This is a genomic window from Kitasatospora sp. NPDC007106 (assembly GCF_040634455.1).
Classification (GTDB): domain Bacteria; phylum Actinomycetota; class Actinomycetes; order Streptomycetales; family Streptomycetaceae; genus Kitasatospora; species Kitasatospora arboriphila.
On record NZ_JBEYFP010000012.1, the window covers coordinates 19,315 to 42,638 of the forward strand.

The window sequence follows — 23,324 nt, forward strand, 5'->3', positions numbered from 1 at the left end:
GGTCCGCCAGGCCGCCGGGCGGCCCGGAACGGGGCTCGGGAAGGTCCGGGGAATGCCCGGGGAATGCATGCGGGGAAACGCCGAAGGCCCCCGCCTTGCGGCGAGGGCCTTCGAGCTCCGTGGAGCCCCCATGCGGAATCGAACCGCAGACCTTCTCCTTACCATGGAGACGCTCTACCGACTGAGCTATAGGGGCTTGTTCTCGGTGTGTTCCCGGTGTTCCCCGCGAACGAGGAAGACATTACAGGGTGGGCGGCCGGAAAGGGAAATCGGTCGCGGGCGCTTCGACCGGGCCCCGGATCAGTCCTGCGGGGTGCAGGCCCCGCCGTGCGCCCGGTCGAAACGCTCGCGCGCCGCCACCACCTGGCCGGCGTAGGACTCGACCCAGTCTCCGAGCGGGGCGATCCGCTCCGCGAGGGTGCGGCCCAGCGGCAGCAGCCCGTAGACGACCCGCGGCGGGGTCTCCGGGTGGACGGTGCGCAGCACCAGCCCGTCCCGCTCCAGGGCGCGCAGGGACTGGGTGAGCATCTTGCGGCTGACCCCGCCGACCGCGCGCTGGAGCTCGGAGAACCGCTGCTCGCCGCAGCTGTGCAGGCTCAGCAGGAGCAGCAGCGACCACTTGTCGGCGAGCTCGGCGAACACGTCCCGACTGGGGCAGACGGCGGCGAAGATGTCGAACCCCTGGTCGCCGCCGGGACAGGTGTCCGGGGTCTCGGGGCGCGGGTCGGCGGTCTGCTGGGGGGTGGCCATACCGCAAGGGTAGCGCCGGCGGTCTCCAATCGGGAGTTGGTAACCATCGGAGACCTGGTCTACATTGGAGACCGTCAGCCCCGGCCGGCCCGTCCGTCCGGCCACCCGGGCATCCGTCCGCCCCCTTTCGAGGAGCCATCCCGCATGACGACCGCCATCCGTCCCACCGTCGCCATCGCCTACCACTCCGGCTACGGCCACACCGCCGTGCTGGCCGAGGCCGTCGCCCGCGGTGCCGCCGCGGCCGGCGCCGACGCGGTGCAGATCGCCGTGGACGCCATCACCGAGGAGCAGTGGGCGCAGCTCGACGCCGCCGACGCGATCGTCTTCGGCTCGCCGACCTACATGGGCACCGCCTCCGGCGCCTTCCACGCCTTCGCCGAGGCCAGCTCCAAGCGCTGGTTCGGCCAGACCTGGAAGGACAAGCTGGCCGCCGGCTTCACCAACTCCGCCTCGAAGAGCGGCGACAAGCTGCACACCCTGCAGTTCTTCACGGTGCTCGCCGCCCAGCACGGCATGCACTGGGTGAACCTGGGCCTGCACCCGGGCTGGAACTCCACCACCGCCTCGGAGAACGACCTCAACCGCCTCGGCCTGTTCCTCGGCGCCGGCGCCCAGACCAACAACGACCAGGGCCCGGAGGGCGTCCACAAGGCCGACATCGCCACCGCCGAGCACCTCGGCGAGCGGGTCGCCAGCCAGGCCGCGATCACCCTGGCCGGCCGGGCCGCCCTGGCCGTCTGACGCGCCGTCACCCCGACGCACCGTCACCGCCCGGCCGCCGCACCCCCGCCCAGCACGGGGGTCCGGCGGCCGGCCGCGTCCAGCTCCGCCCCGCGGGTCTCCGGCAGGCCGAGCACGCACAGCACCGACACCCCGCCGAGCGCCGCCAGGTACCAGCCGACCGGCACGGCCGTCCCGTACGCGGCGGTCAGCCGGGTCGCCACCAGCGGCGCCGTCGCCCCGCCCACCACGCCCGCCAGGTTGTAGGCCAGCGCCGCCCCCGTGTAGCGCACCCGGGTCAAGAACAGCTCCGGCAGGTACGCGGCGACCGGCCCGAGCATCGCGCCGAGCAGCGCCATCGCCCCGAGCAAGGCGAGCGCGATCCACGCCGTCCGGCCGGTCTCCAGCAGCGGGAAGAGCACCGCCGACCAGAGCGCCGCCAGGGCCGTCGCGGTGGCCAGCGTCCGCCGCCGGCCGAACCGGTCGCTCGCCCGCGAGGCGAGCACCACCGTGCCGCCCTTCAGCACCGCGCCCGCCATCAGCAGGCCGAGCACCGGGGTCCTGGCCACCCCCAGGTCCGCCGTCAGGTGCGCCAGCGCGTAGGTGGTCGTCAGGTAGAACAGCGCGTACCCGGACATCACCGCACCCGCACCGAGCAGCACCGGGCGGCCGTGCCGGGCCAGCACCTCCGCCACCGGCACCCGCGAGCGCGCCCGCTCCGCGCGGAACACCGGGCTCTCCGCCACCCGCAGCCGGACGAACAGGCCGATCGCCACCAGCACCAGGGACACCAGGAACGGCACCCGCCAGCCCCAGGCGAGGAAGGCCGCCTCGTCCAGCACCGCGCCCAGCACCAGGAAGACCCCCGTCGCCAGGAAGAACCCGGCGCACGGCCCGAGTTGCAGCAGCCCGCCGTACCGGCCGCGGCGGCCCGCCGGGGCGTGCTCCGCGAGCAGCAGGGCCGCACCGCCCCACTCGCCGCCCAGCCCCAGCCCCTGGCAGAAGCGCAGCACCGTGAGCAGCACCGGCGCCCAGCCGCCCCACCGGCCGTAGTCGGGCAGCAGGCCCACCGCCGCGGTGGACAGGCCCATCAGCAGCAGCGACACCACCAGGGTCGCCCGCCGGCCGAGCCGGTCGCCGAAGTGCCCGAACAGCACCGCGCCCAACGGGCGGGCCACGAAGGCCACCGCGTAGACGGAGAAGGCGGCGAGCAGCGAGCCGACCGCCCCCAGCCCGGGGAAGAAGACCCGGCCGAAGACCAGGGCGGCGGCCGTGCCGTAGATGAAGAAGTCGTAGAACTCGACGGCGGTGCCGAGGAGGGCCGCGGCGGCCACCCGGCGCAGCGCCGCCGGATCGCCCGCTGATGGGGTGTCATGCGTCATGACGCCCACCCTGGCAAGGCGCTGAGCTGCAAGGACAGCAGGCACACGGGTGATTCGGGAGCGAACGGCCGGACGGGAGCCGGGGTGGTGCGCCGCCCGGGGCGCGGCGGTATGGTGGCCGCCTCCGCCTCCGAAAGGCCGCACGTGAACAACGTGTTCGACGACAACGGCGTGTTCGACAAGCTCTTCGCCGTGCTCTGCCTCGCGCTCACCCTGCTGCTGCTCGACCTGGGCGTCGCCCAGTACCGCCACGGGGGTTCGGCCGCCTGGGCGCTCCTCGCCGCGGCCCTGCTGCCCGCCGCCGGCTGGGAGACCGTCCGCCGGTTCCGCCCCCGGCGCTGAGCGCCGCGGAACGCCGAAGGGCGCCCCGGCGGGGCGCCCTTCGCCGTGACGTCAGACCTGTTCGGCCAGCTCCAGCCAGGCCATCTCCAGCTCCTCCTTCTCGTCACGGACCTTCCGCAGCTCGGCGTCCAGTTCCGCGACCTTGGAGAAGTCGGCGGCGTGCTCGGCGAGCCGGGCGTGCAGCTTGGACTCCTGGTCGTCCAGCTTGGCGATCTGCCGCTCCAGCTTCTGCATCTCCTTCTTCACCGCCCGGGTGTCCGCGGCGGGCTTCGCCGGTGCGGCCGGGGCCGCGGCGGCGGCCGGCGCGGCCGACTCGGCCATCTTGGCCCGCCGCTCCAGGTACTCGTCGACGCCGTTCGGCAGCATCCGCATCCGCCGGTCGCCGAGCAGCGCGTAGACGGTGTCGGTGGTGCGCTCGATGAAGAAGCGGTCGTGGCTGATCACGATCATCGAACCGGGCCAGCCGTCGAGGACGTCCTCCAGCTGGTTGAGCGTCTCGATGTCGAGGTCGTTGGTGGGCTCGTCGAGGAAGAGCACGTTGGGCTCGTCCATCAGCAGCCGCAGCAGCTGGAGGCGGCGGCGCTCGCCGCCGGACAGGTCGCCCACCGGCGTCCACTGCTTGTCCTTGCCGAAGCCGAACTGCTCGCAGAGCTGACCCGCGCTCATCTCCCGGCCCTTGCCGAGGTCGACGCGGCCGCGGACCTGCTCGACGGCCTGCAGCACCCGGGTCGCCGGGTCCAGCTCGGCGACCTCCTGCGAGAGGTACGCCAGGCGGACGGTCTTGCCGACCTTGATCACACCGCCGGCCGGCTGCACGTCGCCCTCGGTCGCGTACGCGGCCTGCATGGCCCGCAGCAGCGAGGTCTTGCCGGCGCCGTTGACGCCGAGCAGGCCGATCCGGTCGCCGGGGCCGAGCTGCCAGGTCAGGTGGTCCAGCAGGTGCTTGGGGCCGGCCTTGACGCTCACGCCCTCCAGGTCGAACACCGTCCGGCCGAGGCGGGCGTTGGCGAACTTCATCAGCTCGGACTTGTCGCGCGGCTCCGGCACGTCGGCGATCAGCGCGTTGGCCGCCTCGATCCGGTAACGCGGCTTGGAGGTGCGGGCGGGGGCGCCGCGGCGCAGCCACGCCAGCTCCTTGCGGGCCAGGTTCTGCCGCTTCTGCTCCTCGGTCGCCTCGATCCGGGAGCGCTCGGCGCGGGCGAAGACGTAGTCGGAGTAGCCGCCCTCGTACTCGCGGACCTCGCCGCGCTGGACGTCCCACATCCGGGTGCAGACCTGGTCGAGGAACCAGCGGTCGTGGGTGACGCAGACCAGCGCCGAGCGGCGGGCCTGCAGGTGGCGGGCGAGCCAGGCGATGCCCTCCACGTCGAGGTGGTTGGTGGGCTCGTCCAGGACGATCAGGTCGGGCTCGCCGAGCAGCAGCTTGGCCAGCGCGATCCGGCGGCGCTCGCCGCCGGAGAGCGGGCCGATCACGGTGTCCAGGCCGTCGGCGAAGCCCGGCAGGTCGAGGCCGCCGAACAGGCCCTCGATGATGTCGCGGATCCGGGCGTCGCCGAGCCACTCGTGGTCGGCCCGGTCGGCGATCACCTCGTGCCGGATGGTGGCCTCGGGGTCGAGGGAGTCGTGCTGGGTGAGGACGGCCATCTGCAGCCCGCCGGAGTGGGTGATCCGGCCGCTGTCCGGCTCCTCCAGCTTGGCGAGCATCCGGATCAGGGTGGTCTTGCCGTCGCCGTTGCGCCCGACGACGCCGATCCGGTCCCCCTCGCTGACGCCGAGGCTCACCCCGTCCATCAGGGCACGGGTGCCGTACACCTTGCTGACGGACTCGATGGTGGCGAGGTTGACGGCCACTGCTGCTGCGCTCCTGGGGAGGGGTCGGGAGGGATCTCCGACCACCCAGCCTAGTGGGAGGCGGGAACGTCCCGGCCCGGACTCCGGCGCGGTACCGTGCGAGGGTCGCAGCAGCGAACCGGAGAGCGGGAGGTGTGCGGTGACCGCGGTGGAGGACCGGCCGCAGATGCTGGCCGAGGAGTTCGAGCGCATCGCCCTGGCGGCCGAGCGCGAGGGTGTGCGGATGGAATTCATCCACGGGCGGCTGGGGGTCAAGGCAGTGCCGGACGGCGACCACGACGAGATCATCCGCTGGGTGATGAAGCAGTGCATGCAGCAGCGCCCCGACCTCTGGCTGTACCCCGAGCGCGGGCTGCGGGTGGAGACCTACCGCAAGGGCCACGCCAAGCCGGACGGTGTGCTCGCCCCGGAGGGCAGCTTCGCCGGTCAGGGCGAGTGGGCCGATGCCGACCGCGCCGTGATGGTGGTCGAGGTGACCTCGTACGACACCGACACCGACCGCCGCGACCGGGACGAGAAGCCACGGGCCTACGCAGAGACCGGCATCCCGGTCTACCTGCTGGTCGACCGGGACAGCTGCGAGGTGCTGGTCCACAGCGAGCCCGAGGACGGGCAGTACGTGAGCCTGGTGCGGCGGCCGTTCGGCAAGACCGTCGTGCTGCCCGACCCGGCCGGGATCAGCCTGGACACCGAGCCGTTCAAGGCCTGGGTGCGCTGACCTCCGCGCCCGGGACGGGGCCGTGGGTGGCGTGGGCGGTGCGGCAGGTGCCGGAGGTCCGCAGGGCGGCGGCGATCGCCTCGGCGGACTCGGCGTCCTTGGCGAGGAAGGCGCAGGTCGGGCCGGAGCCGGAGACCAGGGCGCCGATCGCGCCGGCCTCGGTGCCCGCGTGCAGGGTGTCGGCGAGCGAGGGCCGCAGCGAGAGGGCGGCGGCCTGCAGGTCGTTGGTGAGCGCGGCGGCCAGTGCGACCGGGTCGCCGGAGGCGAGGGCGGCGAGCAGCGCCGGGTCGGCGTCCGGGGTGGGGACGTCGGCCTCCGAGGAGCCGGTGCCGGCCTCCTCGCGGAGCCGGTCGCACTCGCGGAAGACGGCCGGGGTGGAGAGCCCGCCGTCGGCGACCGCGAACACCCAGTGGAAGGTGCCGGCGACCGGCAGCGCGTCCAGGATCTCGCCGCGGCCGCGGCCCAGCGCGACCCCGCCGAGCAGGGCGAACGGCACGTCGGAGCCGAGCCCGGCGGCGAGCTCCAGCAAGGTCCCGATCGGGGTGGCCAGGCCCCAGAGCGCGTCGCAGGCGACCAGGGCGGCGGCGCCGTCCGCGCTGCCGCCGGCCATCCCGCCGGCCACCGGGATGGCCTTGGCGATGTGTAGGTGGACGCCCGGGTCGGCGAGGCCGTGGTGGGCGGCGAGCAGCCGGGCCGCGCGGGCGGCGAGGTTGCTGTCGTCCAGCGGGACGGACGCCGCGTCGGGGCCGGTGCAGGAGAGCGTGACGCCCTCGCCGGGCGTGGCGGTGACCTCGTCGAAGAGGCCGACGGCGAAGAAGACGTTGGCCAGGTCGTGGAAGCCGTCGGCGCGCAGGCCGCCGACGCCGAGCTGGACGTTGACCTTGGCGGGGACGCGAACCGTGATCATTTCTGGGCCTCGGGCTTGTGCTCGGCGATGGCGGCGAACTGTTCGACCGTCAGCATCTCGCCGCGCAGCTTGTGGTCGATTCCGGCGGCGGCGAGCGCCTGTTCGGCGCCGGCGGGCGAGCCGGCCCAGCCGGCCAGGGCGGCCCGCAGGGTCTTGCGGCGCTGGGCGAACGCGGCGTCGACCACGGCGAACACCTCGGCGCGGGAGGCGGAGGTCTTCGGCGGGTCGCGGCGGATCAGCGACACCAGCCCGGAGTCGACGTTCGGCGCGGGCCAGAACACGTTGCGGCCGATCGCGCCGGCGCGCTTCACCTCGGCGTACCAGTTGGCCTTCACCGAGGGCACGCCGTACACCTTGTTGCCGGGCTTGGCGGCGAGCCGGTCGGCGACCTCGCTCTGCACCATCACCAGGGTGCGCTCGATGCTCGGGAAGGTCTGCAGCATGTGCAGCAGCACCGGGACCGCCACGTTGTAGGGCAGGTTGGCGACCAGCGCGGTGGGCGCCGGGCCGGGCAGTTCGGTGACCTCCATGGCGTCGCTCAGCACCAGGTCGAAGTCCTTCGCCTTCTCCGGCATCCGGGAGGCGACGGTGGTCGGCAGGTGCCGGGCGAGCAGCGGGTCGATCTCGACGGCGGTGACGTGCGCGGCCACCTCCAGCAGCGCCAGGGTCAGCGAGCCGAGCCCGGGGCCGACCTCGACCACGCTGTCCTTGGCGGTCACCCCGCCGGCGCGGACGATCCGCCGCACGGTGTTGCCGTCGATGACGAAGTTCTGCCCGCGCTGCTTGGTCGGCTTGACGCCGAAGGCGGCCGCCAGCTCGCGGATGTCGGCCGCGCCGAGCAGGTGGTGGTCGGCGGCGGGTGCGGGATCGGTGCTGCTCACCCCGCAAGGATACGGGCGCCGCGGCACCTCAGAGTTCGACGACCTGCTTGAGGTCGATCTCCACCGGGAACGGCACCGCCGTGACCAGCAGTCCTTCGTGGACGGCGACCGGCAGGTAGACGCCCTGCTCCTCGTCCAGCCGGAACTCGTGGACGACCGGGAGGCCGTCGTCGGAGCGCTCGACCCGCCAGTAGGAGGGGATCCCGGCCTCGGCGTACTGCCCGGGCCTGCGGAACCGGTCGTCGGAGCGGGACGTCGGGGAGACCACCTCGACCACCAGCGCGATGTCCCCGGGCGAGAGGTGTTCGGTGCTCGCGCTGTCGACGCCGGTACGGTCGTAGACCACGACGTCCGGCCGAAGGAGGTTGCGCTCGTCGATGAGCACCGCCGTCCGGACGATCGCGCGGTACGGCCACGGCGCGGCGCGGCGCACGGGCTCCGCCAGGCTGTCGCGCACCTGGTCGTGCCAGAGCGCGGTGAGCCCCCGGGGCAGGACGGCACCGTCCACGAGCTCCCAGTCGAAGTCCAGGTCCACGTCTGCGAGCTGCTGGTACGTCCAGCCCTTGGACGGCGGGACGGTCCATCGGATCGTCATGGCCCGAGCCTATGGACGGTCACGCCTGCGCGGTGGCCCTTCCCCGGAACATCCCCCCGTTCGGTCAGTACCCGAAGGCGCGGGCGGTGTTCTCGGCGATCGCGGTGGCCATCTCGTCCTCGGTGATGCCGCGGTGGGCGGCCATCGCGCGGAGGGTGACCGGGATCAGGTAGGGGGCGTTGGGGCGGCCGCGGAAGGGGTGCGGGGTGAGGAAGGGCGCGTCCGTCTCGATCAGGACGCGGTCGAGCGGGGTCACCGCGAGGGCCTCGCGCAGGGCGTGGTTGGCCTTGTAGGTGACCGGGCCGGCGAAGGAGAGGTACCAGCCGTGCTCGGCGCAGGTCTCGGCCATCGCGGCGTCGCCGGAGTAGCAGTGGAAGACGGTGCGCTCGGGCGCGCCCTCCTCCAGGAGCAGGGCGATGACGTCCTCGTGGGCGTCCCGGTCGTGGATGACCAGGGCCTTGCCGTGCCGCTTGGCGATCTCGATGTGGCGCCGGAAGGACTCCTTCTGGATGTCCACGCCCTCGGGGCCGGTGCGGAAGTAGTCGAGGCCGGTCTCGCCGACCGCCTTGACCCGGGGCAGGGCGGCGAGGGCGTCGATCTCGGCGAGCGCCTCGTCGAGGGCGGCGGCCCCGCCGGGGGCCCGGTGCTGCCCGGACCAGCCGTCGGGGTCGCCGAGGAAGATCCGCGGTGCCTCGTTGGGGTGCAGGGCGACGGCCGCGTGCACGGCCTCGAACTCGGCGGCGAGGTCCGCCGCCCAGCGCGAGCCGCGCACGTCGCAGCCGACCTGGACGACGGTGGTCACCCCGACCGAGGCGGCCCTGGCGAGGCCCTCGGCGGGGGTGCCGTCCTGCATGTCCAGGTGGGTGTGCGAGTCGGCCACCGCCACGGCCAGGGGTTCCGGCAGCGGCGGCGGGGTCGACCGGTCGTCGTCCTTCTTGGCCATCAGGAGGCGGGCTTCTCTTCCAGGCGGGGGAACAGGATGTCGCCCTTGGTGACGGTGGCGCCGACGGGCAGCCGGCCCCAGTCGGCGACGGTGGCGATCGTCTGGTCGGCGAGGGCGCCGAGGCCCTCCTCCGCGCCGAGCGAGTCCCACAGCTTGGCGGAGGTCGCCGGCATCAGCGGGTTGAGCAGCACGGCGGTGGCGCGCAGCGCCTCGGCCGCGGTGTAGAGGATCGTGGCGAGGCGGGCCTGCCCCTCGTCCGAGGTGTCCTTGGCGACCTTCCACGGCTCCTGCTCGGTGAGGTAGCCGTTGACCAGCTTGACGAACTCGAAGATCGCCGCGATGCCGCCGGCGAAGTCCAGCTCCTCGCCGATCTTCGCGTCGGCCTCGGCCGCGGCCTTTGCCAGGCCGTCGACGACGGCCTGCTCGGCGGCGCCGGCGGCGGTGGCCGCGGGCAGCGTGCCCCCGTGGTACTTGCCGACCATGGCGGCCACGCGGGAGGCGAGGTTGCCGAAGTCGTTGGCGAGCTCGGAGGTGTACCGGGCGGTGAAGTCCTCCCAGGAGAACGAGCCGTCGGTGCCGAACGGGATCGCCCGCAGGAAGTAGTAGCGGTAGGCGTCCACGCCGAAGTGCGAGGTGAGGTCGGTGGGCGCGATGCCGGTCAGGTTGGACTTGGACATCTTCTCGCCGCCGACCATCAGCCAGCCGTTGGCGACGACCCGCTTGGGCAGCGGCAGGCCCGCGGCCATCAGCATGGCCGGCCAGATGACCGCGTGGAAGCGGAGGATGTCCTTGCCGACCAGGTGGACGGAGGCCGGCCACAGCTCGGCGAAGCGCTCCGGGTCGGCGCCGTAGCCGGCGGCGGTGATGTAGTTCTGCAGCGCGTCGACCCACACGTAGAGGACGTGCTTCTCGTCCCAGGGCAGCGGCACGCCCCAGTTGAAGGTGGAGCGGGAGATCGAGAGGTCCTGCAGGCCCTGCTCGACGAAGCGCAGCACCTCGTTGCGGGCGGAGGCGGGCGCGATGAAGTCCGGGTTGGCCGCGTAGAACTCCAGCAGCTTCGGGCCGTAGGCGGAGAGGCGGAAGAAGTAGTTCTCCTCCTCCAGCCACTCGACCGGGCGCTTGTGGATCGGGCAGAGCTTCTCGTCCTCGGTGGCGCCGGGGAGCAGCTCGCCCGGGAGCTTGTACTCCTCGCAGCCGACGCAGTACGGGCCGGAGTAACCGCCCTTGTAGATCTCGCCCTTGTCGTGGAGGTCCTGGACGAACTCCTGCACGCGGTCGGTGTGCCGCTGCTGGGTGGTGCGGATGAAGTCGTCGTTGGCGATGTCCAGGTGCCGCCAGAGCGGCTTCCACGCCTCCTCGACCAGCTTGTCGCACCACTCCTGCGGGGTGACGCCGTTGGCCTCGGCGGTCCGCATGATCTTCTGGCCGTGCTCGTCGGTACCCGTGAGGTACCAGACGTCCTCGCCGCGCTGGCGGTGCCAGCGGGTGAGGACGTCGCCCGCGACCGTGGTGTACGCGTGGCCCAGGTGCGGGCGGTCGTTCACGTAGTAGATCGGGGTCGTGACGTAGTACGCCGAGCGCGGGGCGTCGGTGGTGCTGTGGTCTTCAGTGGCCGCCATGCCACCGAATCTTAGTCGCGCGAAGGAACCGCCCTCGACCGATTACCGGCCCGGGCCCGGCCCCTCCGGCGTCGGCGGGGCCGGGCGGGCGGGCCGGATCAGTCGGCCCGGTGCCCGAAGAAGCCGAACCAGCGGCGGCGCTGCCCGGCGGGCACCGGGTGCTGCTCCTCGGCCGCGGCGCGCCGCGGCTCCTCGGGTTCGGGGTGGCTCTGGTAGCCGGGTGCGTGGTGCACCTGGCCCTCGGCGCCGGCCACCCGGCCCTCGCGCATGATCCGGACCTTGTGGCCGCCGCAGCCCGGGCAGGTGGGCTCGCGCAGCGGCGAGGGGACCCGGACGCCGTTCGCCTTGTACTCGAAGACGATGCGGCCCTCCCGGTCCACGTGGTGCTCGATGTCGTACGCCTGCTCCCAGCCGTAGCCGCAGCTCAGGCACGCGAAGGAGTACGCCTCCCGAACGGTTTCGACCTTCGGGGGCCGTCGGGTGGTCAGTCCGACGCCGCTGGGCGTTTCGCCAGTCAGAGGGCTACCGATCGTCTCGCTCATAGCCGTCTCCCAGGTGCCCGCCGGACGGTCGTCCGGCTCGGGTCTTCATCCCGGACGATTCCCGCGCGGGCGGGTTTCCCACCCGACTTGTCAAGTCTTGGACGTGCGTTGGGAAGACCTGTACGCAGCCGGTGCAACGCGGGCACTGCCGGGGTGCTTCCCTCCACGGTACGACCGGCACCCGCCGGGAGCACGCCTGGTCAGCCCGCGTTCTTCGCGGCCACCACGGCGTCGAAGACCTCGCGCTTGGGCAGGCCGAGATCCGCGGCGACGGCCGCGATGGCCTCCTTGCGGCGCTCCCCGGCCTCCTCCCGGACGGCGACCCGGCGGGCGAGCTCGGCGGGGCCGAACTCCTCCGGCGCGGCGGGCGGGGCGCCGGCCACCACGACGGTGATCTCGCCCTTGACGCCGTCGGCGGCCCAGGCGGCCAGCTCGGCCAGCGGGCCGCGGCGGACCTCCTCGTAGGTCTTGGTGAGTTCGCGGCAGACCGCGCCGGGGCGGTCGCCGCCGAAGGCCTCGGCCATCGCGGCGAGCGTCTCGGCGATCCGGTGCGGGGCCTCGAAGAAGACCATGGTGCGCGGCTCGGCGGCGACGGTGGCGAGCTGGCGGGCCCGGTCGCCGGCCTTGCGGGGCAGGAAGCCCTCGAAGGTGAAGCGGTCGACCGGCAGGCCGGAGAGGGCGAGCGCGGTGAGCACCGCGGACGGGCCGGGCACCGCGGTGACCCGGATGCCGGCCGCGACGGCCGCGTCGACCAGCCGGTAGCCGGGGTCGGAGACCGAGGGCATGCCGGCGTCGGTGACCAGCAGCACCCGGGCGCCGCCGCGCAGCGCCTCGACGAGTTCGGGGGTGCGGGCGACCTCGTTGCCCTCGAAGTACGACACCACCCGGCCGGTCGGGGCGACGCCGAGCGCCTGGGTCAGCCGGCGCAGCCGCCGGGTGTCCTCGGCGGCGACGACGTCGGCCCCGGCGAGCTCGGTGAGCAGCCTGGGCGGGGCGTCGCCCACGTCGCCGATGGGGGTTCCTGCGAGCACGAGTACACCTGTCACGGACACCATCCTCCCAGGGCCGGGCGAGTGCCGGGCCGGCACCGGGACAGCGGGGCGAACGGTGACGAACCGGGCGGGTTCGCGGGGGAGGTCCCCGGGGGCCCTCCTGCTTCCGGGGGAGCGCCCCTACGATGTGGCGCGTGAGCGGCGACACGGCATCCGAGGCGCCTGGGGGCGCGGACCACACCGACCAGGGCGGCGTGGCGCTGCTGAGCGCGTCCACGGCGGCGCCCGGCGGCGCACCCGCGGTTCCGGGCCTGCCCGGGCCGCGCGGCCCGGAACCGGAGCCGGAGCGGCCGTTCTGGCGGCGGCGGCTGGAGCGCGCGGGGTACCGCACGGCGGAGCCGCTGCCGGTGGCGCAGCGGCTGGTGCCGCCGATGCCGGACGGCCCGGGGGTGACCCCGGCGGTGGTGCCGCCCTCGCCGGTGCTGCTGCAGCTGGGGCTGCGCCTGCCGGACGGGCCGTGGTCGTGGCTGTGCCGCTGGTCGGGCTGGATCGGCCCGGTGGCGGTGGCGGTCTTCGGCGGTCTGCTGCGGTTCTGGCACCTGGGCACGCCGAAGGCGCTGATCTTCGACGAGACGTACTACGCCAAGGACGCGTACTCGCTCTGGCGGGGCGGCTACGAGACCAGCTGGGCGGACGACGCCAACAACCTGATCACCGCGGGGCACCCGACGGTGCCGTACCGGGCGGACCCGGCGTACATCGTCCATCCGCCGGTCGGCAAGTGGATCATCGGCCTGGGCGAGCAGGTCTTCGGGATGAACCCGCTGGGCTGGCGGTTCATGACGGCGGTGCTCGGCACGCTGTCGATCCTGATGATCGCCCGGATCGGGCGGCGGCTGTTCCGCTCGACGCTGCTGGGCTGCGTGGCGGGGCTGCTGCTCGCGGTCGACGGCCTGCACTTCGTGATGAGCCGGACGGCGCTGCTCGACCTGGTGGTGATGTTCTGGTTCGTGGCGGCGTTCGGCTTCCTGCTGCTGGACCGGGACCGGACGCGGGGCGTCGTCGCCCGCCGGCTGGAGGCCGGCGCGGGCCCGGACTGGGTGTTCCTCGGCTGGCGGCCGTACCGGCTGGCGGCGGGCGTCTCGCTGGGCCTGATGACCGCGACCAAGTGGAGCGGCCTGTACGCGCTGCTGGCGTTCGCGGTGATGGGCGTGCTCTGGGACGCCTCGACCCGCCGGGCGGCGGGCAACCACCGGTGGCTGCTGTGGGGCCTGTTCGACGCGGTGGTGGCGCTGCCGCTGCTGTTCGCGGTGACCGTCGGCGTGTACCTGGCCTCCTGGACGGGCTGGTTCCTCAGCAGCGCGGTGCCCGGCAAGGGCGGCTACGGCCGCGACTGGGCGGAGCACCGGGCCGGCCTGTCGCCGGACCACCTGATGGGCCTGCCGCTGCCGCAGTTCGACGTGAGCTGGGTCCCTGCGGGCCTGCGCAGCCTGTGGCACTACCACGCCACCATGTACGACTTCCACGTCCACCTGACCAGCCCGCACACCTACCAGTCGAACCCGTGGAGCTGGCTGCTGCTCGGCCGGCCGGTCTCCTTCTTCTACGAGTCGCCGAAGGCCGGCCAGGCGGGCTGCACGGCGACCGAGTGCGCCCGCGAGGTGCTGGGCATCGGCACCCCGGTGCTGTGGTGGGCCGGCATCGCGGCGCTGGCGTACTGCCTGTACCGCTGGGCGGTGCGGCGCGACTGGCGGGCCGGGGCGATCCTGTGCGGGGTGGCCGCGGGCTACCTGCCGTGGTTCGGCTACCAGCAGCGCACGATCTTCCTGTTCTACGCGGTCGCCTTCGTGCCGTTCCTGGTGCTGGCGGTGACCATGATGATCGGCGCCCTGCTCGGCCCGGCGGGGGCCGGCCGGGACCGCCGGCTGGTCGGCGGCGCGGCGGCCGGACTGCTCGTTTTCGCGGTCATGTGGAACTTTCTGTACTTCCACCCCCTGTATACGGGGGAGACGATCCCGATGGACGACTGGCGGGCCAGGATGTGGTTCACCAGCTGGATCTGACCGCCGCCCGCGGACAACGGGTGTGTCACGAGTGACCGAAGTGTCGTGGGTGCACACACGTTCCGTGTTCTACCGTGGGTGCGATCGGCCACTGTCGGGGCTACACCGTGGGGGGACACCGTGCACAAGGGCGTGAAGATCGGCATCGGCGGGGTGTGCGTGGCGATGCTGGGGGTCGGCGGGTACGGCGCCTACAACATCGCCACCGCGCTGACCGGCGACGGCGACAAGCCGAAGGGGCCGCGCACGGTCGTCGCGGGTTCGCCGACCCAGGAGCAGGCCGCCGAGGCCGCCAAGGCCTTCCTGGCCGCCTGGTCCAAGGGCGACCTGGAGGCGGCGGGCAAGGAGACCGACCGGCCGGACGCCGCCGACGCCGCCCTGGCCGCGTTCCGCAGCAAACTCAAGCCGACGGCGGTCACCATGACGCCGGGCGGCCCGACCGCGGCCCCGGCGGGCGCCCCCGTCCAGAGCTCGGCCAACGCGGCCCAGGCGGTGAACCTGTCGTTCTCCGCCAAGGTCGAGTTCGCCGGCTCCGGCAAGCCGTGGACGTACAGCGGCGTGCTGCCGATGGTGAAGATGAGCGACGGCAGGGCCGCCGTGCAGTGGGGCCCCGCGGTCGTGCACCCGCACCTGGCGGTGGGCAAGACGCTCGACGTCAAGCCGGTCTTCGCGCAGGCCGCGCAGGTCACCGACCGCAAGGGCCGCCAGCTGACCGGCTTCCCCTCGCTGCTCGGGCTGCTGGACGTCTTCAAGCAGGGCACCGCCGGCGACCCCGCCGACGCCGGCAGCGGCGTGGTGATCTCGGACGACGCCGGCAAGGCCAAGCCCGAACAGCTCTTCGTGATCACCGAGCCCAAGCCGGTGCCCTCGCTGAAGCTCACCCTCGACGCCACCCTGCAGAAGGCCGCCGAGGACGCGGTGAAGGAGCAGGCCAAGGCCGGCACCCACAAGGCCTCGCTGGTCGCGATCGAGCCCAGCACCGGCAACGTCCTGGCCTTCGCCAACGCCCCCGCCGACGGGCAGAACCGGGCCTTCGTCGGCGGTACCGCGCCCGGCTCCACCATGAAGGTGGTCACCGGCGCGGCACTGCTGGAGGCCGGGGTCACCCCGCAGACCCCGATCGCCTGCCCGGCCAGCACCACGGCCGGCGGTCAGCAGGTCTCCAACGACTTCCCCGAGGCCCACCCGGAGTTCACCTTCCGGCAGGACTTCGCGCAGTCCTGCAACACCGCCTTCATCAACACCGGCCACGACAGGCTGCAGGCCGACAGCCTGCCGAAGATCGCCAAGGAGGTCTTCGGCCTCGGCCTCGTCTGGCACACCGGCCTGCCGGCCTTCGACACCGACATCCCGGTGCCGTCCAACATCAACGGCGCACTGCCGGAGTTCATCGGCCAGGGCGCGATCCGCACCAATCCGCTGGCGATGGCCTCCGTCTCGGCGACCGTGCAGAGCGGCATCTTCCGCCAGCCCGTCCTGGTGACGGGCAAGACGGACGTGGCCAAGGCCTCCCGCACCCTCGACCCGAAGGTGCTGGCCGACCTGCGCTCGCTGATGCGGGCCGTGGTGACCGAGGGCACCGCCCGCGAGCCCATGGCCGGGATCAGCGACGTCTACGCCAAGACCGGCACCGCCGAGGTCGACGGCAAGGGGACGAACAGCTGGTTCACCGCCTACCGCGGCGACCTCGCGGTGTCCGCCGAGGTCGAGGGCGGCGGCCACGGCTCCCAGGCCGCCGCACCGGCCGCCGCCAAGCTGCTCCGCATCGGCAACAACGGCTGACCCCCGAGGCCCTGCCCGTCTTCGAAGAACTACGGGTGCACCCAGGGGCGCTGGGGGCACCTGAATCGGCCACCCGAGCGCCCTTTGAAGACAGCACCTAGCCGTAAACGGCGGCGACGTTGTCCACGGCCGGGTGGGTCCGGGCGGCCGGGCCGGCGGCGAAGGCGGTGAGGACGTTCTCGGTGACCCGGCGCACCAGGTCGCCCGTCCGGCCGTCCATGCCGTGGTTGCCGTGCCCGCCGGGGCCCTGGGCGTCCAGGGCCTCGACCCAGCGCATGGTGCCGCTGGCGAACACCCCGGCCCCGCCCGGGGCCGTCCAGTAGGCGGTGTCGGCGAAGGACCGCCGGCCGTCGCAGACCACCGGGGAGTGCGCGACGACCTCGATCGGCCGCGGGGTGGGGAAGGCGGTGTTCACCCGGTCGTACTCGACGCCGACCAGGTGCGCGAAGGAGTCGCCGGCCTTCGCCCCCGTCCCGGCGAACACCCAGTGGCCGGGTTCGGTGACCACGTAGGGGGCGTCCACCGGGTAGCCGTCGTAGATCACCCCGAGCAGCGAGCTCTCCGGGTCGGCGTCCGGCGCGGCCCGGAAGTCGTTGGTGGCGGGGTGCCCGGCCCTGCGGCCCGGGTCCTCCTGCCAGGCGCCCTTGTAGCAGACCACCGTGCGGTCCGGGCCGAGCGCGGAGGGCTCGTAGCGGACCCGGCGGAAGCAGCAGTTCGCGCCGAGCACCGCCAGGTTGGTGCCGGCGTCCCGGGCCGCGGCGACGTGGGCCCGCTGTTCGGGCGACCAGTACTCGTCGTGGCCGAGCGAGAGCACCGCGGTCGCGCCGTGCAGCAGCTCGGCGTCGCGGGCCAGGTCGACGGTGGTGGTGTACGCCAGCGGCAGGCCGAGCCGCTCGGCGAGGGCGATCAGCGGCGCCTCGTACACCAGGAAGAGTCCGGCGCCGTCGGCGTAGCGGTAGGGCCGGTCGAAGGTGACCTGCAGCGACCGGGTGGCCAGGCCGCCGGTGGGGCCGTTGTAGAGGTTGTGGCCGCCCCACTCGTTGTAGGCCTGCCAGGTGGTGACGGCGTTGACCACCACCGTCCGGCCGGCGGCGGCCCGGGAGCGGACGGTGATCGGCACGTACCGCTGGGCGGAGCCGTCCTCGGCGTCCAGCCGCAGCAGGTAGCTGCCCTCGGGCCAGCCGCGGGTCTGCACGGTGGCGGTGCGGCGCCAGCCGGCGCGGACCTGCCGGGTGGCCGCGTCCACCTCCGGGTCCGGCTGGCGGGTGCCGGGCAGCGCGTCCGAGTGCCAGACCAGCCGGGCGCGGGTGCCGCCGTACCAGCCCATCCGGTAGGCGCGGATCCGGAACCCGGGCACCGTGGTGGAGACGTACAGGCCGAAGGGCTCGCCGGGCAGCATGCTCACCCGGTCGGCGAAGCCCTCGATCGCCTCGGCGGAGCCCGGCCGGGTGATCCGCCAGTCCGGGTCGCCGGGCAGTGCGTTCTCGGCCGCGGTGGCGGAGGGCGCGGGGCGGGCCGCGGAGGACCTCCCGGTGTCGGCGGGGGGCGTGGGGCCGGCCGTGGAGGCGCAGCCCGCGGTGGCGGCGGCGCCGGCCGCCGCGGCGCCGACCGCGAGTCCGAGGAAGCGCCGGCGGTCGGTGCCCGCCGGTCCGTCGCTGTGCGCCATCCGCCGTCCTCCCTGCGGTGCCGGCCGTCCCGGCACGAGTGTTCTGGATCATCGTGGCGCAGTGCGCGGGACGCGCCGGACGGGGGGTCCGGGCTGTCGTCCGGGCCCGGGGGTCAGACCTGGACGAGTCCGGTGCGCGGCGGCAGTGCGGCCCGCTCCGACGTCCGCCAGGAGAGCGTCCGGGAGGCCAGCCGGGGCCAGATCACCAGGACGGCCGGCAGCGCCAGGTAGCCGAACCGCCCGGCCGGGGCGAGCACGAACGCTATCGCCAGGCCGGCCGCCAGCAGGTCGCAGGCGGCGACCGCCGAGGTCGGCGGGTAGGCCAGCAGCCAGAGCGCCACGGCGAGGCCGCCCAGGCAGAGCAGGGTGAGCGAGATGGTGTGGCCGGTCGGGCCGAGGCCGGCCAGCACCTTGCCGGGCAGCGGGCTGCCGGCCGGGGTCTGCACGGCGGCCAGGCCGAGCGGGAAGCGGACGACCTGCTCGCGCATCTCCTGCCCGTCGAGCAGCGCGAACGGCAGCACCACCGCCACCGAGGCGCCGACCGCGATCAGTGCGGCCCGGGCGGCCGGCAGCCGGCCGTACAGCCGCCAGATCAGCAGGGCGGCCACCGGCAGCGCCGGCCAGGCCGTCCACTTGAGGGTGCAGGCGAGGGCGAGCACCACCCCGGCGGCGGTGGCGCGGCCGCGGGCGGCGAGGGCCATCGCCAGGCAGCAGACGCCGATCAAGGGCAGGTCGACGCCGCCGACCGCGAGGGCCAGCCCGATCAGCGGGGAGGCGGTGAGCACGGCGAGCGGCAGCAGCGGGGCGCGGTCGTGGGCGGGGCGCAGCAGCCACCAGCTGCCCAGCATGCAGCCGAGGAAGGTCAGCGCGAACCAGATCCGGGCGTCGCCGAGCAGCATCGCCGCCGGCCCGGCGCTGCCGAGCACCGCCCGCGGCAGACCGAAGAGCACCATCGTGGGCAGGTACGGGTTGTAGTCGGCGGCCCGGACGGGCGCGGCCAGGTACGGGTCGCCGGAGAGCAGCATCAGGTGGGCGGAGCGTTCGACCACCATCACCTCTGACTGGTGGCGGCCGTGCACGGCGAGCAGCACCAGCGGCAGCAGCACCGCACCGACCAGCGCCACCGCGGCGGCGGCGCGCGGGGCGATCCGCCGGGGCAGCACCAGGCAGAGCAGTCCGGCGATGCCGTAGGCGGGGCCGGCCAGGGTGCCCCAGAAGACCTGGTTGGGCAGGTCCGAGACGAGCGGGAAGGCGGCGGCCCAGCCGGCCGCGATCGCGCAGCCGAGCAGTTGGACGCCGCGGTGGCCGGCCAGCCGTCGGGCGGCCGGGCGGCGGACGGACCGGGGGCGGGGCACCCGGACGGCGGGCGTCGCCCCGGTGCCGGGGACGGCGGGGCGCCGGCGCGCACGGCGCCGGGGCACGGGCCGGTCGGGCATCCGGGGGGTCACCATGGCTGAGAGGTTAGGGGCTGGGAGGGTCCGTGTCCCGGTGCCCCGACGGTTGATGGTGTGCGTCCTGCCACAACGGGGGCGGCCGGCGGGCGGTTCGGGGCCGTCGGCCGCGGTGCCGTGCCCGCCGGTCGGGGGGCGTGTCGGCGGGGCGCGCGCCGGCCGGGCGGTGACGGCGGCGGATCAGCCGCCGTCCAGCACGGCCCGCAGGACCGAACGGGCGATGGGCGCGGCCAGGGTGCCGCCGGTGACGTCGGTGGCCTCGCTGTCGGCGACCACCACGGCCACCGCGACCGGCGGCACGCCGCCGGAGTCCGCCGGGCGCGCCCAGGCGATGAACCAGGCGTACGGGGTGCCGCCGTTGCCGGTGCCGTGCTGGGCGGTGCCGGTCTTGCCGCCGACGACGGCGCCGGGGATCCGCGCCCTGCTGCCGGTGCCCTCCTCGACGACGTCGACCATCAGCTGCTGGACCTTCGCGGCGACGGAGGGGCTCACCGCCTGCCGGTACGTCTGCGGGTGCATGAGCTGGACGACGGTGCCGTCGCTGCGGGTCAGTTTGTCCACCAGCTGGGGATGCATGACCGTGCCGTTGTCGGCGATCCCGGCGGCGACCATCGCCATGACCAGCGGGGTGGCGGCGGTGTCGTACTGGCCGATGGAGGAGAGCGCCACCTGGGAGGTGTTCATCCTGGTGTCGAAGTTGGAGCGGGCGGCGCGCACCGGGACGTCGAGGGCGGCGTCGTTGAACCCGAAGGACTGGGCGGTGGACACCATCCTCTGCAGCCCGACCTGGGTGCCGAGCCAGCCCATCGTGCTGTTGCAGGAGTTGACCATCGCCTCGTCCAGCGACAGGCCGGCCTCGTCGCAGGCCCGGCTGTCGTTGACCAGCTCGGTGGTGGTGCCCTGCATGACGTACGGGTAGGGCGCGCCGGTGGGCGCGTGGATGTCCGTCACCTGGCCGGAGGCGAGTGCGGCGGCCGCGGTGACCACCTTGAAGGTGGAGCCGGGCGGGTAGATCTGGCGCAGCGCCCGGTTGAGCATCGGCTGGTCGGTGTCGGCGCGCAGCTTCGTCCAGGCCTCGCGGTCGGCGGCGGAGGAGCCGGCGAAGCTGCCCGGGTCGTACGAGGGGGTGCTGGCGAGGGCGAGGATGCGGCCGGTGGCGGGTTCGATCGCGACGACGGCGCCCTGCTGGCGGCCGAGGCCGCGCAGGGCGGCCTGCTGGGCGGCCGGGTCGATGGTGGTGTGGACGTCGCCGCCGGGGTTCTGCCCGCGGGAGACGGCGTCCCACACCGCCCAGCCGGAGAGGCGGTCGTCGGCGCCGGAGAGCAGGTCGTCGTAGACGCCCTCCAGCTGGGTGGTGCCGTAGACCTGGGAGGCGTAGCCGGTGACGGCGGCCCAGGCGGGGCCGTCGGTGTAGGTGCGCTTGTAGTCGTAGCGGCCGCCGGTCGGCGTGGAGCCGGTGACCGGTTCGCCGGCCACCAGGATGTTGCCGCGCGGCTGGTCGTAGCGTTCGACGGTGAGCCGCTGGTTGGCCTTGTTGTGGTTGTAGGCGTCGGCCTGGAACACCTGGACCCGGGTGGCCTGGGCGGCGAGGGCGACGATCAGCAGCAGGCAGAAGGTGCCGGCCCGGCGGCCGGTGGTGGAGATGCCGGGCCGGGCGGCGGAGTCGCCGCGGGTCATCACGGGCTGACCCCGGGGCGGGGGCGCCGGGCGGTGTCGCTCATCCGCACCAGCAGGGCGACGATGATCCAGTTGGTGACGACGGAGGACCCGCCCTGGGCGACGAAGGGCAGCGTCATCCCGGTCAGCGGGATCAGCGCGAGGACGCCGCCGGCCACCACGAAGACCTGCAGGCCGACGATGGCGGCCAGGCCGATCGCCAGCAGCCGCCCGAACGGGTCGCGCAGCGCGAGGCCGGTGGCGAAGCCGCGCGAGACCAGCAGCGCGTAGAGCAGCAGGACGGCGGTCAGCCCGGTCAGGCCGAGCTCCTCGCCGATCGTGGCGAGGATGAAGTCGGACTTGGCGGCGAACCCGATGAGGATCGAGTGGCCGAGGCCGAGGCCGGCGCCGAGCAGACCGCCCCAGGCGAACGCGAACAGCGACTGGGCGATCTGGTTGGGCCCCTGGCCGGCGGCGATCGAGCCGAGCGGGTCCAGCCAGTCGGTGACCCGGCTGTGCACGTGCGGGGAGAGCCGGCCGACGCCCGCCGCCCCGACCGCGGCGAGGAACAGCCCGATGGCGATCCAGCCGCTGCGGGCGGTCGCCACGTACAGCATGATCACGAACAGCCCGAAGAACAGCAGCGAGGTGCCGAGGTCGGTCTCCAGCACCAGGACGCCGACGAAGGCCGCCCAGACCACCAGCACCGGGCCGAGCACCCGGCCGCGGGGCAGCTGGAACCACCAGATCCGGCGGCCGGTCAGGGCGAGGGCGTCGCGGTGCGCGGCCAGGTAGGCGGCGAAGAACACCGCGAGCAGGACCTTGGCGAACTCGCCGGGCTGGATCGAGAACGCGCCGACGGTGATCCAGATCCGGGAGCCGTAGACCGGCGGGAAGAACACCGGCAGCACCAGCAGCACCAGGGCGGCCAGCGCGCAGATGTAGGCGTACCGCTGGAGCACCCGGTGGTCGCGCAGCACGACGACCACGGTGAGGAAGAGCGCCACCCCGAAGGCGGACCAGAGCAGCTGCGCGGGGGCGGCGGCCGAGCCGGGTGTGGCCCGGTCCAGCCGGTAGATGACGACCAGTCCGATGCCGTTGAGCAGCACGGCGATCGGCAGCAGCAGCGGGTCCGCGTACCTGGCCCGCCAGCGCACCGCGGCGTGCGCGACCAGGGCCAGCGCGCCGAGCGCCGCCCCGTAGGAGGCGGCGTCGGGCGGTGGCCGGCCGTCGATGTTGGCGCCGACCTCGATGTAGCCGAAGACCGCGATCAGCACGGCGCCGACGACCAGCAGCAGCTCGGTGGTGCGGCGGGTCGGCGGTGCCGGGGGCGCGGTGGTCGGGGCGGCCGCCGGGGTGGTGGGTGTGGCCACGGCCGGTCCTTGGGCGGGCGGAGCGCGGCCGCCCGGGCGGGCGGCCGCGGCGGGGTCAGACGCCGCTGGGCGCCTTCGCCGCCTTGAGCGCCTCGACGAGGTGCTCCTCCTGGTCCGCGCTGAGCGAGGTCTGCAGGATCTCGCCGCCGTACTGGGCGAACTGCGGGACGACCTTGTCCGCGGTGGCGGAGCGGACGAGCATGAAGAGGGCGGCGGAGCCCGGCTCCATCTTCTGGCCGACCTGGCGCATGAAGTTGTCGTCGACGCCGGTGTCGGTCGCGGCGCCGACCGCCGCGCCCGTGGCGCCGCCGACGGCCGCGCCGAGGAACGGCATGAAGAAGAGCAGGCCGATGACGCCGCCCCACAGGGCGCCGGAGGCGGCGCCGATGCCGGTGGTGCTGACGGCCTGGTGCAGTTTGACCTTGCCGTCGAGCCGGCGCTCGACGACGACGATGTCCTCCAGGTCCATCAGCTTCTGCTTCTGCAGGCCGATGGCGGTGTCCCGGACCTGCTGGGCGGTCGCCACATCGGGGTAGGAGATCGCGAAGAGGTTGCTCACGCGCGGGTTCCTTCCAGTCCTCGAGCGTGCGGGACCGGTGCCGCACCGCTGCTGGTGGTCGCAGCCTAACGATGATTTGCCATATTTATGGCGGATCGTGGCGGTGTGTCCGATTTTCGGTGCCGGAAGGAGGGCCGCCCCCCGGTCACTCCCCCCGGCGCACCGCCAGCTCCGCCGCCGCGGCCACCGCCCCGGCGGCGAACACCGCGGCGGCCAGCAGCGCCGGCAGCACCGAACCCGTCAGGTCGAGCTCGCCGTGCTCGGCCGCCCGGACGAGCGCCCGCACCACCACGTGGGCGGGCGCGAGGGGCACCATCAGCACCAGCACCGCCGCGCCGAGCGCCGCCAGGATCCCGAACGGCCCGGAGGACATCACCGGGCGGTTGCACAGCGCGCCGACCGCCAGCCCCAGCAGCACGCAGACCGCCGTGGCCGCCAGGCCGCCCAGCAGGGCCGGCCCGGGGCCGGCCGCGGAGCGGCCCCCGGTGGCGATCACCGCCGCCGCCCCGGCCGCCGCGAGCACCGCGGC

General features: G+C 74.1%; 20 protein-coding genes, 1 tRNA gene and 1 pseudogene. 5 read left to right on the top strand and 17 right to left on the bottom strand.

Annotated elements, in window-relative coordinates; translation table 11 throughout:
* Positions 1–120 precede the first annotated feature (120 nt).
* Together ABZ641_RS02785 and ABZ641_RS02790 are read right to left on the bottom strand one after the other, a co-directional pair.
* Positions 121–196: transfer RNA gene (locus tag ABZ641_RS02785), tRNA-Thr, on the bottom strand.
* A 104-nt stretch (positions 197–300) separates the two neighbouring features.
* A complete protein-coding gene (locus ABZ641_RS02790; RefSeq protein WP_344622014.1) occupies positions 301–750 on the bottom strand; it encodes a helix-turn-helix domain-containing protein in 450 nt (149 codons plus the stop codon).
* A 144-nt stretch (positions 751–894) separates the two neighbouring features.
* On the opposite strand from ABZ641_RS02790, the gene ABZ641_RS02795 reads away from it, so the two are divergent.
* Positions 895–1,494 (top strand): flavodoxin family protein, encoded by a 600-nt coding sequence (locus tag ABZ641_RS02795; RefSeq protein ID WP_359978696.1) that lies wholly within the window; start codon positions 895–897, stop codon positions 1,492–1,494.
* A 23-nt stretch (positions 1,495–1,517) separates the two neighbouring features.
* Here the strand turns inward: ABZ641_RS02795 and ABZ641_RS02800 are convergent, their stop codons facing one another.
* A complete protein-coding gene (locus tag ABZ641_RS02800) occupies positions 1,518–2,855 on the bottom strand; it encodes an MFS transporter (RefSeq protein ID WP_359978698.1) in 1,338 nt (445 codons plus the stop codon).
* 111 nt (positions 2,856–2,966) lie between these two features.
* Here ABZ641_RS02800 and ABZ641_RS02805 point away from each other — a divergent pair, with 111 nt between their 5' ends.
* Positions 2,967–3,197, top strand: a complete 231-nt coding sequence (locus ABZ641_RS02805; RefSeq protein WP_359978701.1) for a hypothetical protein — start codon at positions 2,967–2,969, stop codon at positions 3,195–3,197.
* A 51-nt stretch (positions 3,198–3,248) separates the two neighbouring features.
* Here ABZ641_RS02805 and ABZ641_RS02810 read toward each other — a convergent pair whose 3' ends face one another.
* Positions 3,249–5,048 (bottom strand): ABC-F family ATP-binding cassette domain-containing protein, encoded by a 1,800-nt coding sequence (locus tag ABZ641_RS02810; RefSeq protein WP_359978703.1) that lies wholly within the window; start codon positions 5,046–5,048, stop codon positions 3,249–3,251.
* Between the two features lie 139 nt (positions 5,049–5,187).
* Here ABZ641_RS02810 and ABZ641_RS02815 point away from each other — a divergent pair, with 139 nt between their 5' ends.
* Entirely contained in the window at positions 5,188–5,766 is a 579-nt protein-coding gene (locus tag ABZ641_RS02815; protein WP_344622019.1) for a Uma2 family endonuclease, read from the top strand.
* Here the strand turns inward: ABZ641_RS02815 and ABZ641_RS02820 are convergent.
* From ABZ641_RS02820 to rsmI, 7 genes are all read right to left on the bottom strand, one after another.
* Positions 5,747–6,673: a 4-(cytidine 5'-diphospho)-2-C-methyl-D-erythritol kinase gene (locus ABZ641_RS02820; protein ID WP_359978706.1), complete on the bottom strand. Its 927-nt coding sequence runs from the start codon at positions 6,671–6,673 to the stop codon at positions 5,747–5,749. The two genes, ABZ641_RS02815 and ABZ641_RS02820, sit on opposite strands and share 20 nt — an antisense overlap.
* Positions 6,670–7,554 carry a 16S rRNA (adenine(1518)-N(6)/adenine(1519)-N(6))-dimethyltransferase RsmA gene (gene rsmA / locus ABZ641_RS02825; RefSeq protein ID WP_359978709.1) on the bottom strand — a complete coding sequence of 295 codons (885 nt, stop codon included), beginning with the start codon at positions 7,552–7,554 and terminating at the stop codon, positions 6,670–6,672. The genes ABZ641_RS02820 and rsmA overlap by 4 nt, the downstream gene beginning before the upstream one ends.
* Positions 7,555–7,582: 28 nt before the next feature.
* Positions 7,583–8,149, bottom strand: a complete 567-nt coding sequence (locus ABZ641_RS02830) for a Uma2 family endonuclease (RefSeq protein ID WP_359978712.1) — start codon at positions 8,147–8,149, stop codon at positions 7,583–7,585.
* A 64-nt stretch (positions 8,150–8,213) separates the two neighbouring features.
* Positions 8,214–9,092: a TatD family hydrolase gene (locus ABZ641_RS02835; RefSeq protein WP_344622023.1), complete on the bottom strand. Its 879-nt coding sequence runs from the start codon at positions 9,090–9,092 to the stop codon at positions 8,214–8,216.
* Positions 9,092–10,711 (bottom strand): methionine--tRNA ligase, encoded by a 1,620-nt coding sequence (gene metG / locus ABZ641_RS02840; RefSeq protein WP_344622024.1) that lies wholly within the window; start codon positions 10,709–10,711, stop codon positions 9,092–9,094. The genes ABZ641_RS02835 and metG overlap by 1 nt, the downstream gene beginning before the upstream one ends.
* Positions 10,712–10,809: 98 nt before the next feature.
* On the bottom strand, positions 10,810–11,253 hold the full coding sequence (locus ABZ641_RS02845; protein ID WP_344622025.1) for a hypothetical protein: 444 nt from the start codon (positions 11,251–11,253) through the stop codon (positions 10,810–10,812).
* A 200-nt stretch (positions 11,254–11,453) separates the two neighbouring features.
* Positions 11,454–12,299 (bottom strand): 16S rRNA (cytidine(1402)-2'-O)-methyltransferase, encoded by an 846-nt coding sequence (gene rsmI / locus ABZ641_RS02850; protein ID WP_344622026.1) that lies wholly within the window; start codon positions 12,297–12,299, stop codon positions 11,454–11,456.
* A gap of 131 nt (positions 12,300–12,430) precedes the next feature.
* Here rsmI and ABZ641_RS02855 point away from each other — a divergent pair, with 131 nt between their 5' ends.
* Together ABZ641_RS02855 and ABZ641_RS02860 are read left to right on the top strand one after the other, a co-directional pair.
* Positions 12,431–14,308, top strand: a complete 1,878-nt coding sequence (locus tag ABZ641_RS02855) for a phospholipid carrier-dependent glycosyltransferase (protein WP_359978717.1) — start codon at positions 12,431–12,433, stop codon at positions 14,306–14,308.
* A 120-nt stretch (positions 14,309–14,428) separates the two neighbouring features.
* Complete coding sequence (locus ABZ641_RS02860) at positions 14,429–16,090, top strand: penicillin-binding transpeptidase domain-containing protein (RefSeq protein ID WP_359978720.1); 1,662 nt, start codon at positions 14,429–14,431, stop codon at positions 16,088–16,090.
* Between the two features lie 97 nt (positions 16,091–16,187).
* Here ABZ641_RS02860 and ABZ641_RS02865 read toward each other — a convergent pair whose 3' ends face one another.
* From ABZ641_RS02865 to ABZ641_RS02890, 6 genes and pseudogenes are all read right to left on the bottom strand, one after another.
* Positions 16,188–17,756: a N,N-dimethylformamidase beta subunit family domain-containing protein gene (locus ABZ641_RS02865; RefSeq protein ID WP_359978723.1), complete on the bottom strand. Its 1,569-nt coding sequence runs from the start codon at positions 17,754–17,756 to the stop codon at positions 16,188–16,190.
* A gap of 113 nt (positions 17,757–17,869) precedes the next feature.
* Positions 17,870–19,207: a hypothetical protein gene (locus ABZ641_RS02870; protein WP_344622030.1), complete on the bottom strand. Its 1,338-nt coding sequence runs from the start codon at positions 19,205–19,207 to the stop codon at positions 17,870–17,872.
* 180 nt (positions 19,208–19,387) lie between these two features.
* On the bottom strand, positions 19,388–20,884 hold the full coding sequence (locus tag ABZ641_RS02875) for a penicillin-binding transpeptidase domain-containing protein (RefSeq protein ID WP_344622031.1): 1,497 nt from the start codon (positions 20,882–20,884) through the stop codon (positions 19,388–19,390).
* Positions 20,884–22,236 carry an FtsW/RodA/SpoVE family cell cycle protein gene (locus ABZ641_RS02880; RefSeq protein WP_344622032.1) on the bottom strand — a complete coding sequence of 451 codons (1,353 nt, stop codon included), beginning with the start codon at positions 22,234–22,236 and terminating at the stop codon, positions 20,884–20,886. The genes ABZ641_RS02875 and ABZ641_RS02880 overlap by 1 nt, the downstream gene beginning before the upstream one ends.
* Positions 22,237–22,291: 55 nt before the next feature.
* Positions 22,292–22,795 (bottom strand): DUF1269 domain-containing protein, encoded by a 504-nt coding sequence (locus tag ABZ641_RS02885; protein WP_344622033.1) that lies wholly within the window; start codon positions 22,793–22,795, stop codon positions 22,292–22,294.
* Positions 22,796–22,940: 145 nt separating this feature from the next.
* Positions 22,941–23,324 (bottom strand): annotated as a pseudogene (locus ABZ641_RS02890) (ABC transporter); the annotation flags it as partial.

Bases quoted from the DNA above. Each gene is read 5' to 3' on its own strand.
- ABZ641_RS02835 (WP_344622023.1), bottom strand. From the start codon at position 9,092: ATGGCCAAGAAGGACGACGACCGGTCGACCCCGCCGCCGCTGCCGGAA.
- metG (WP_344622024.1), bottom strand. From the start codon at position 10,711: ATGGCGGCCACTGAAGACCACAGCACCACCGACGCCCCGCGCTCGGCG.
- ABZ641_RS02830 (WP_359978712.1), bottom strand. From the start codon at position 8,149: ATGACGATCCGATGGACCGTCCCGCCGTCCAAGGGCTGGACGTACCAG.
- ABZ641_RS02870 (WP_344622030.1), bottom strand. From the start codon at position 19,207: ATGGTGACCCCCCGGATGCCCGACCGGCCCGTGCCCCGGCGCCGTGCG.
- ABZ641_RS02790 (WP_344622014.1), bottom strand. From the start codon at position 750: ATGGCCACCCCCCAGCAGACCGCCGACCCGCGCCCCGAGACCCCGGAC.
- ABZ641_RS02805 (WP_359978701.1), top strand. From the start codon at position 2,967: ATGGTGGCCGCCTCCGCCTCCGAAAGGCCGCACGTGAACAACGTGTTC.
- ABZ641_RS02820 (WP_359978706.1), bottom strand. From the start codon at position 6,673: ATGATCACGGTTCGCGTCCCCGCCAAGGTCAACGTCCAGCTCGGCGTC.
- ABZ641_RS02855 (WP_359978717.1), top strand. From the start codon at position 12,431: ATGTGGCGCGTGAGCGGCGACACGGCATCCGAGGCGCCTGGGGGCGCG.
- ABZ641_RS02845 (WP_344622025.1), bottom strand. From the start codon at position 11,253: ATGAGCGAGACGATCGGTAGCCCTCTGACTGGCGAAACGCCCAGCGGC.
- ABZ641_RS02875 (WP_344622031.1), bottom strand. From the start codon at position 20,884: ATGACCCGCGGCGACTCCGCCGCCCGGCCCGGCATCTCCACCACCGGC.
- ABZ641_RS02795 (WP_359978696.1), top strand. From the start codon at position 895: ATGACGACCGCCATCCGTCCCACCGTCGCCATCGCCTACCACTCCGGC.
- ABZ641_RS02865 (WP_359978723.1), bottom strand. From the start codon at position 17,756: ATGGCGCACAGCGACGGACCGGCGGGCACCGACCGCCGGCGCTTCCTC.
- ABZ641_RS02800 (WP_359978698.1), bottom strand. From the start codon at position 2,855: ATGACGCATGACACCCCATCAGCGGGCGATCCGGCGGCGCTGCGCCGG.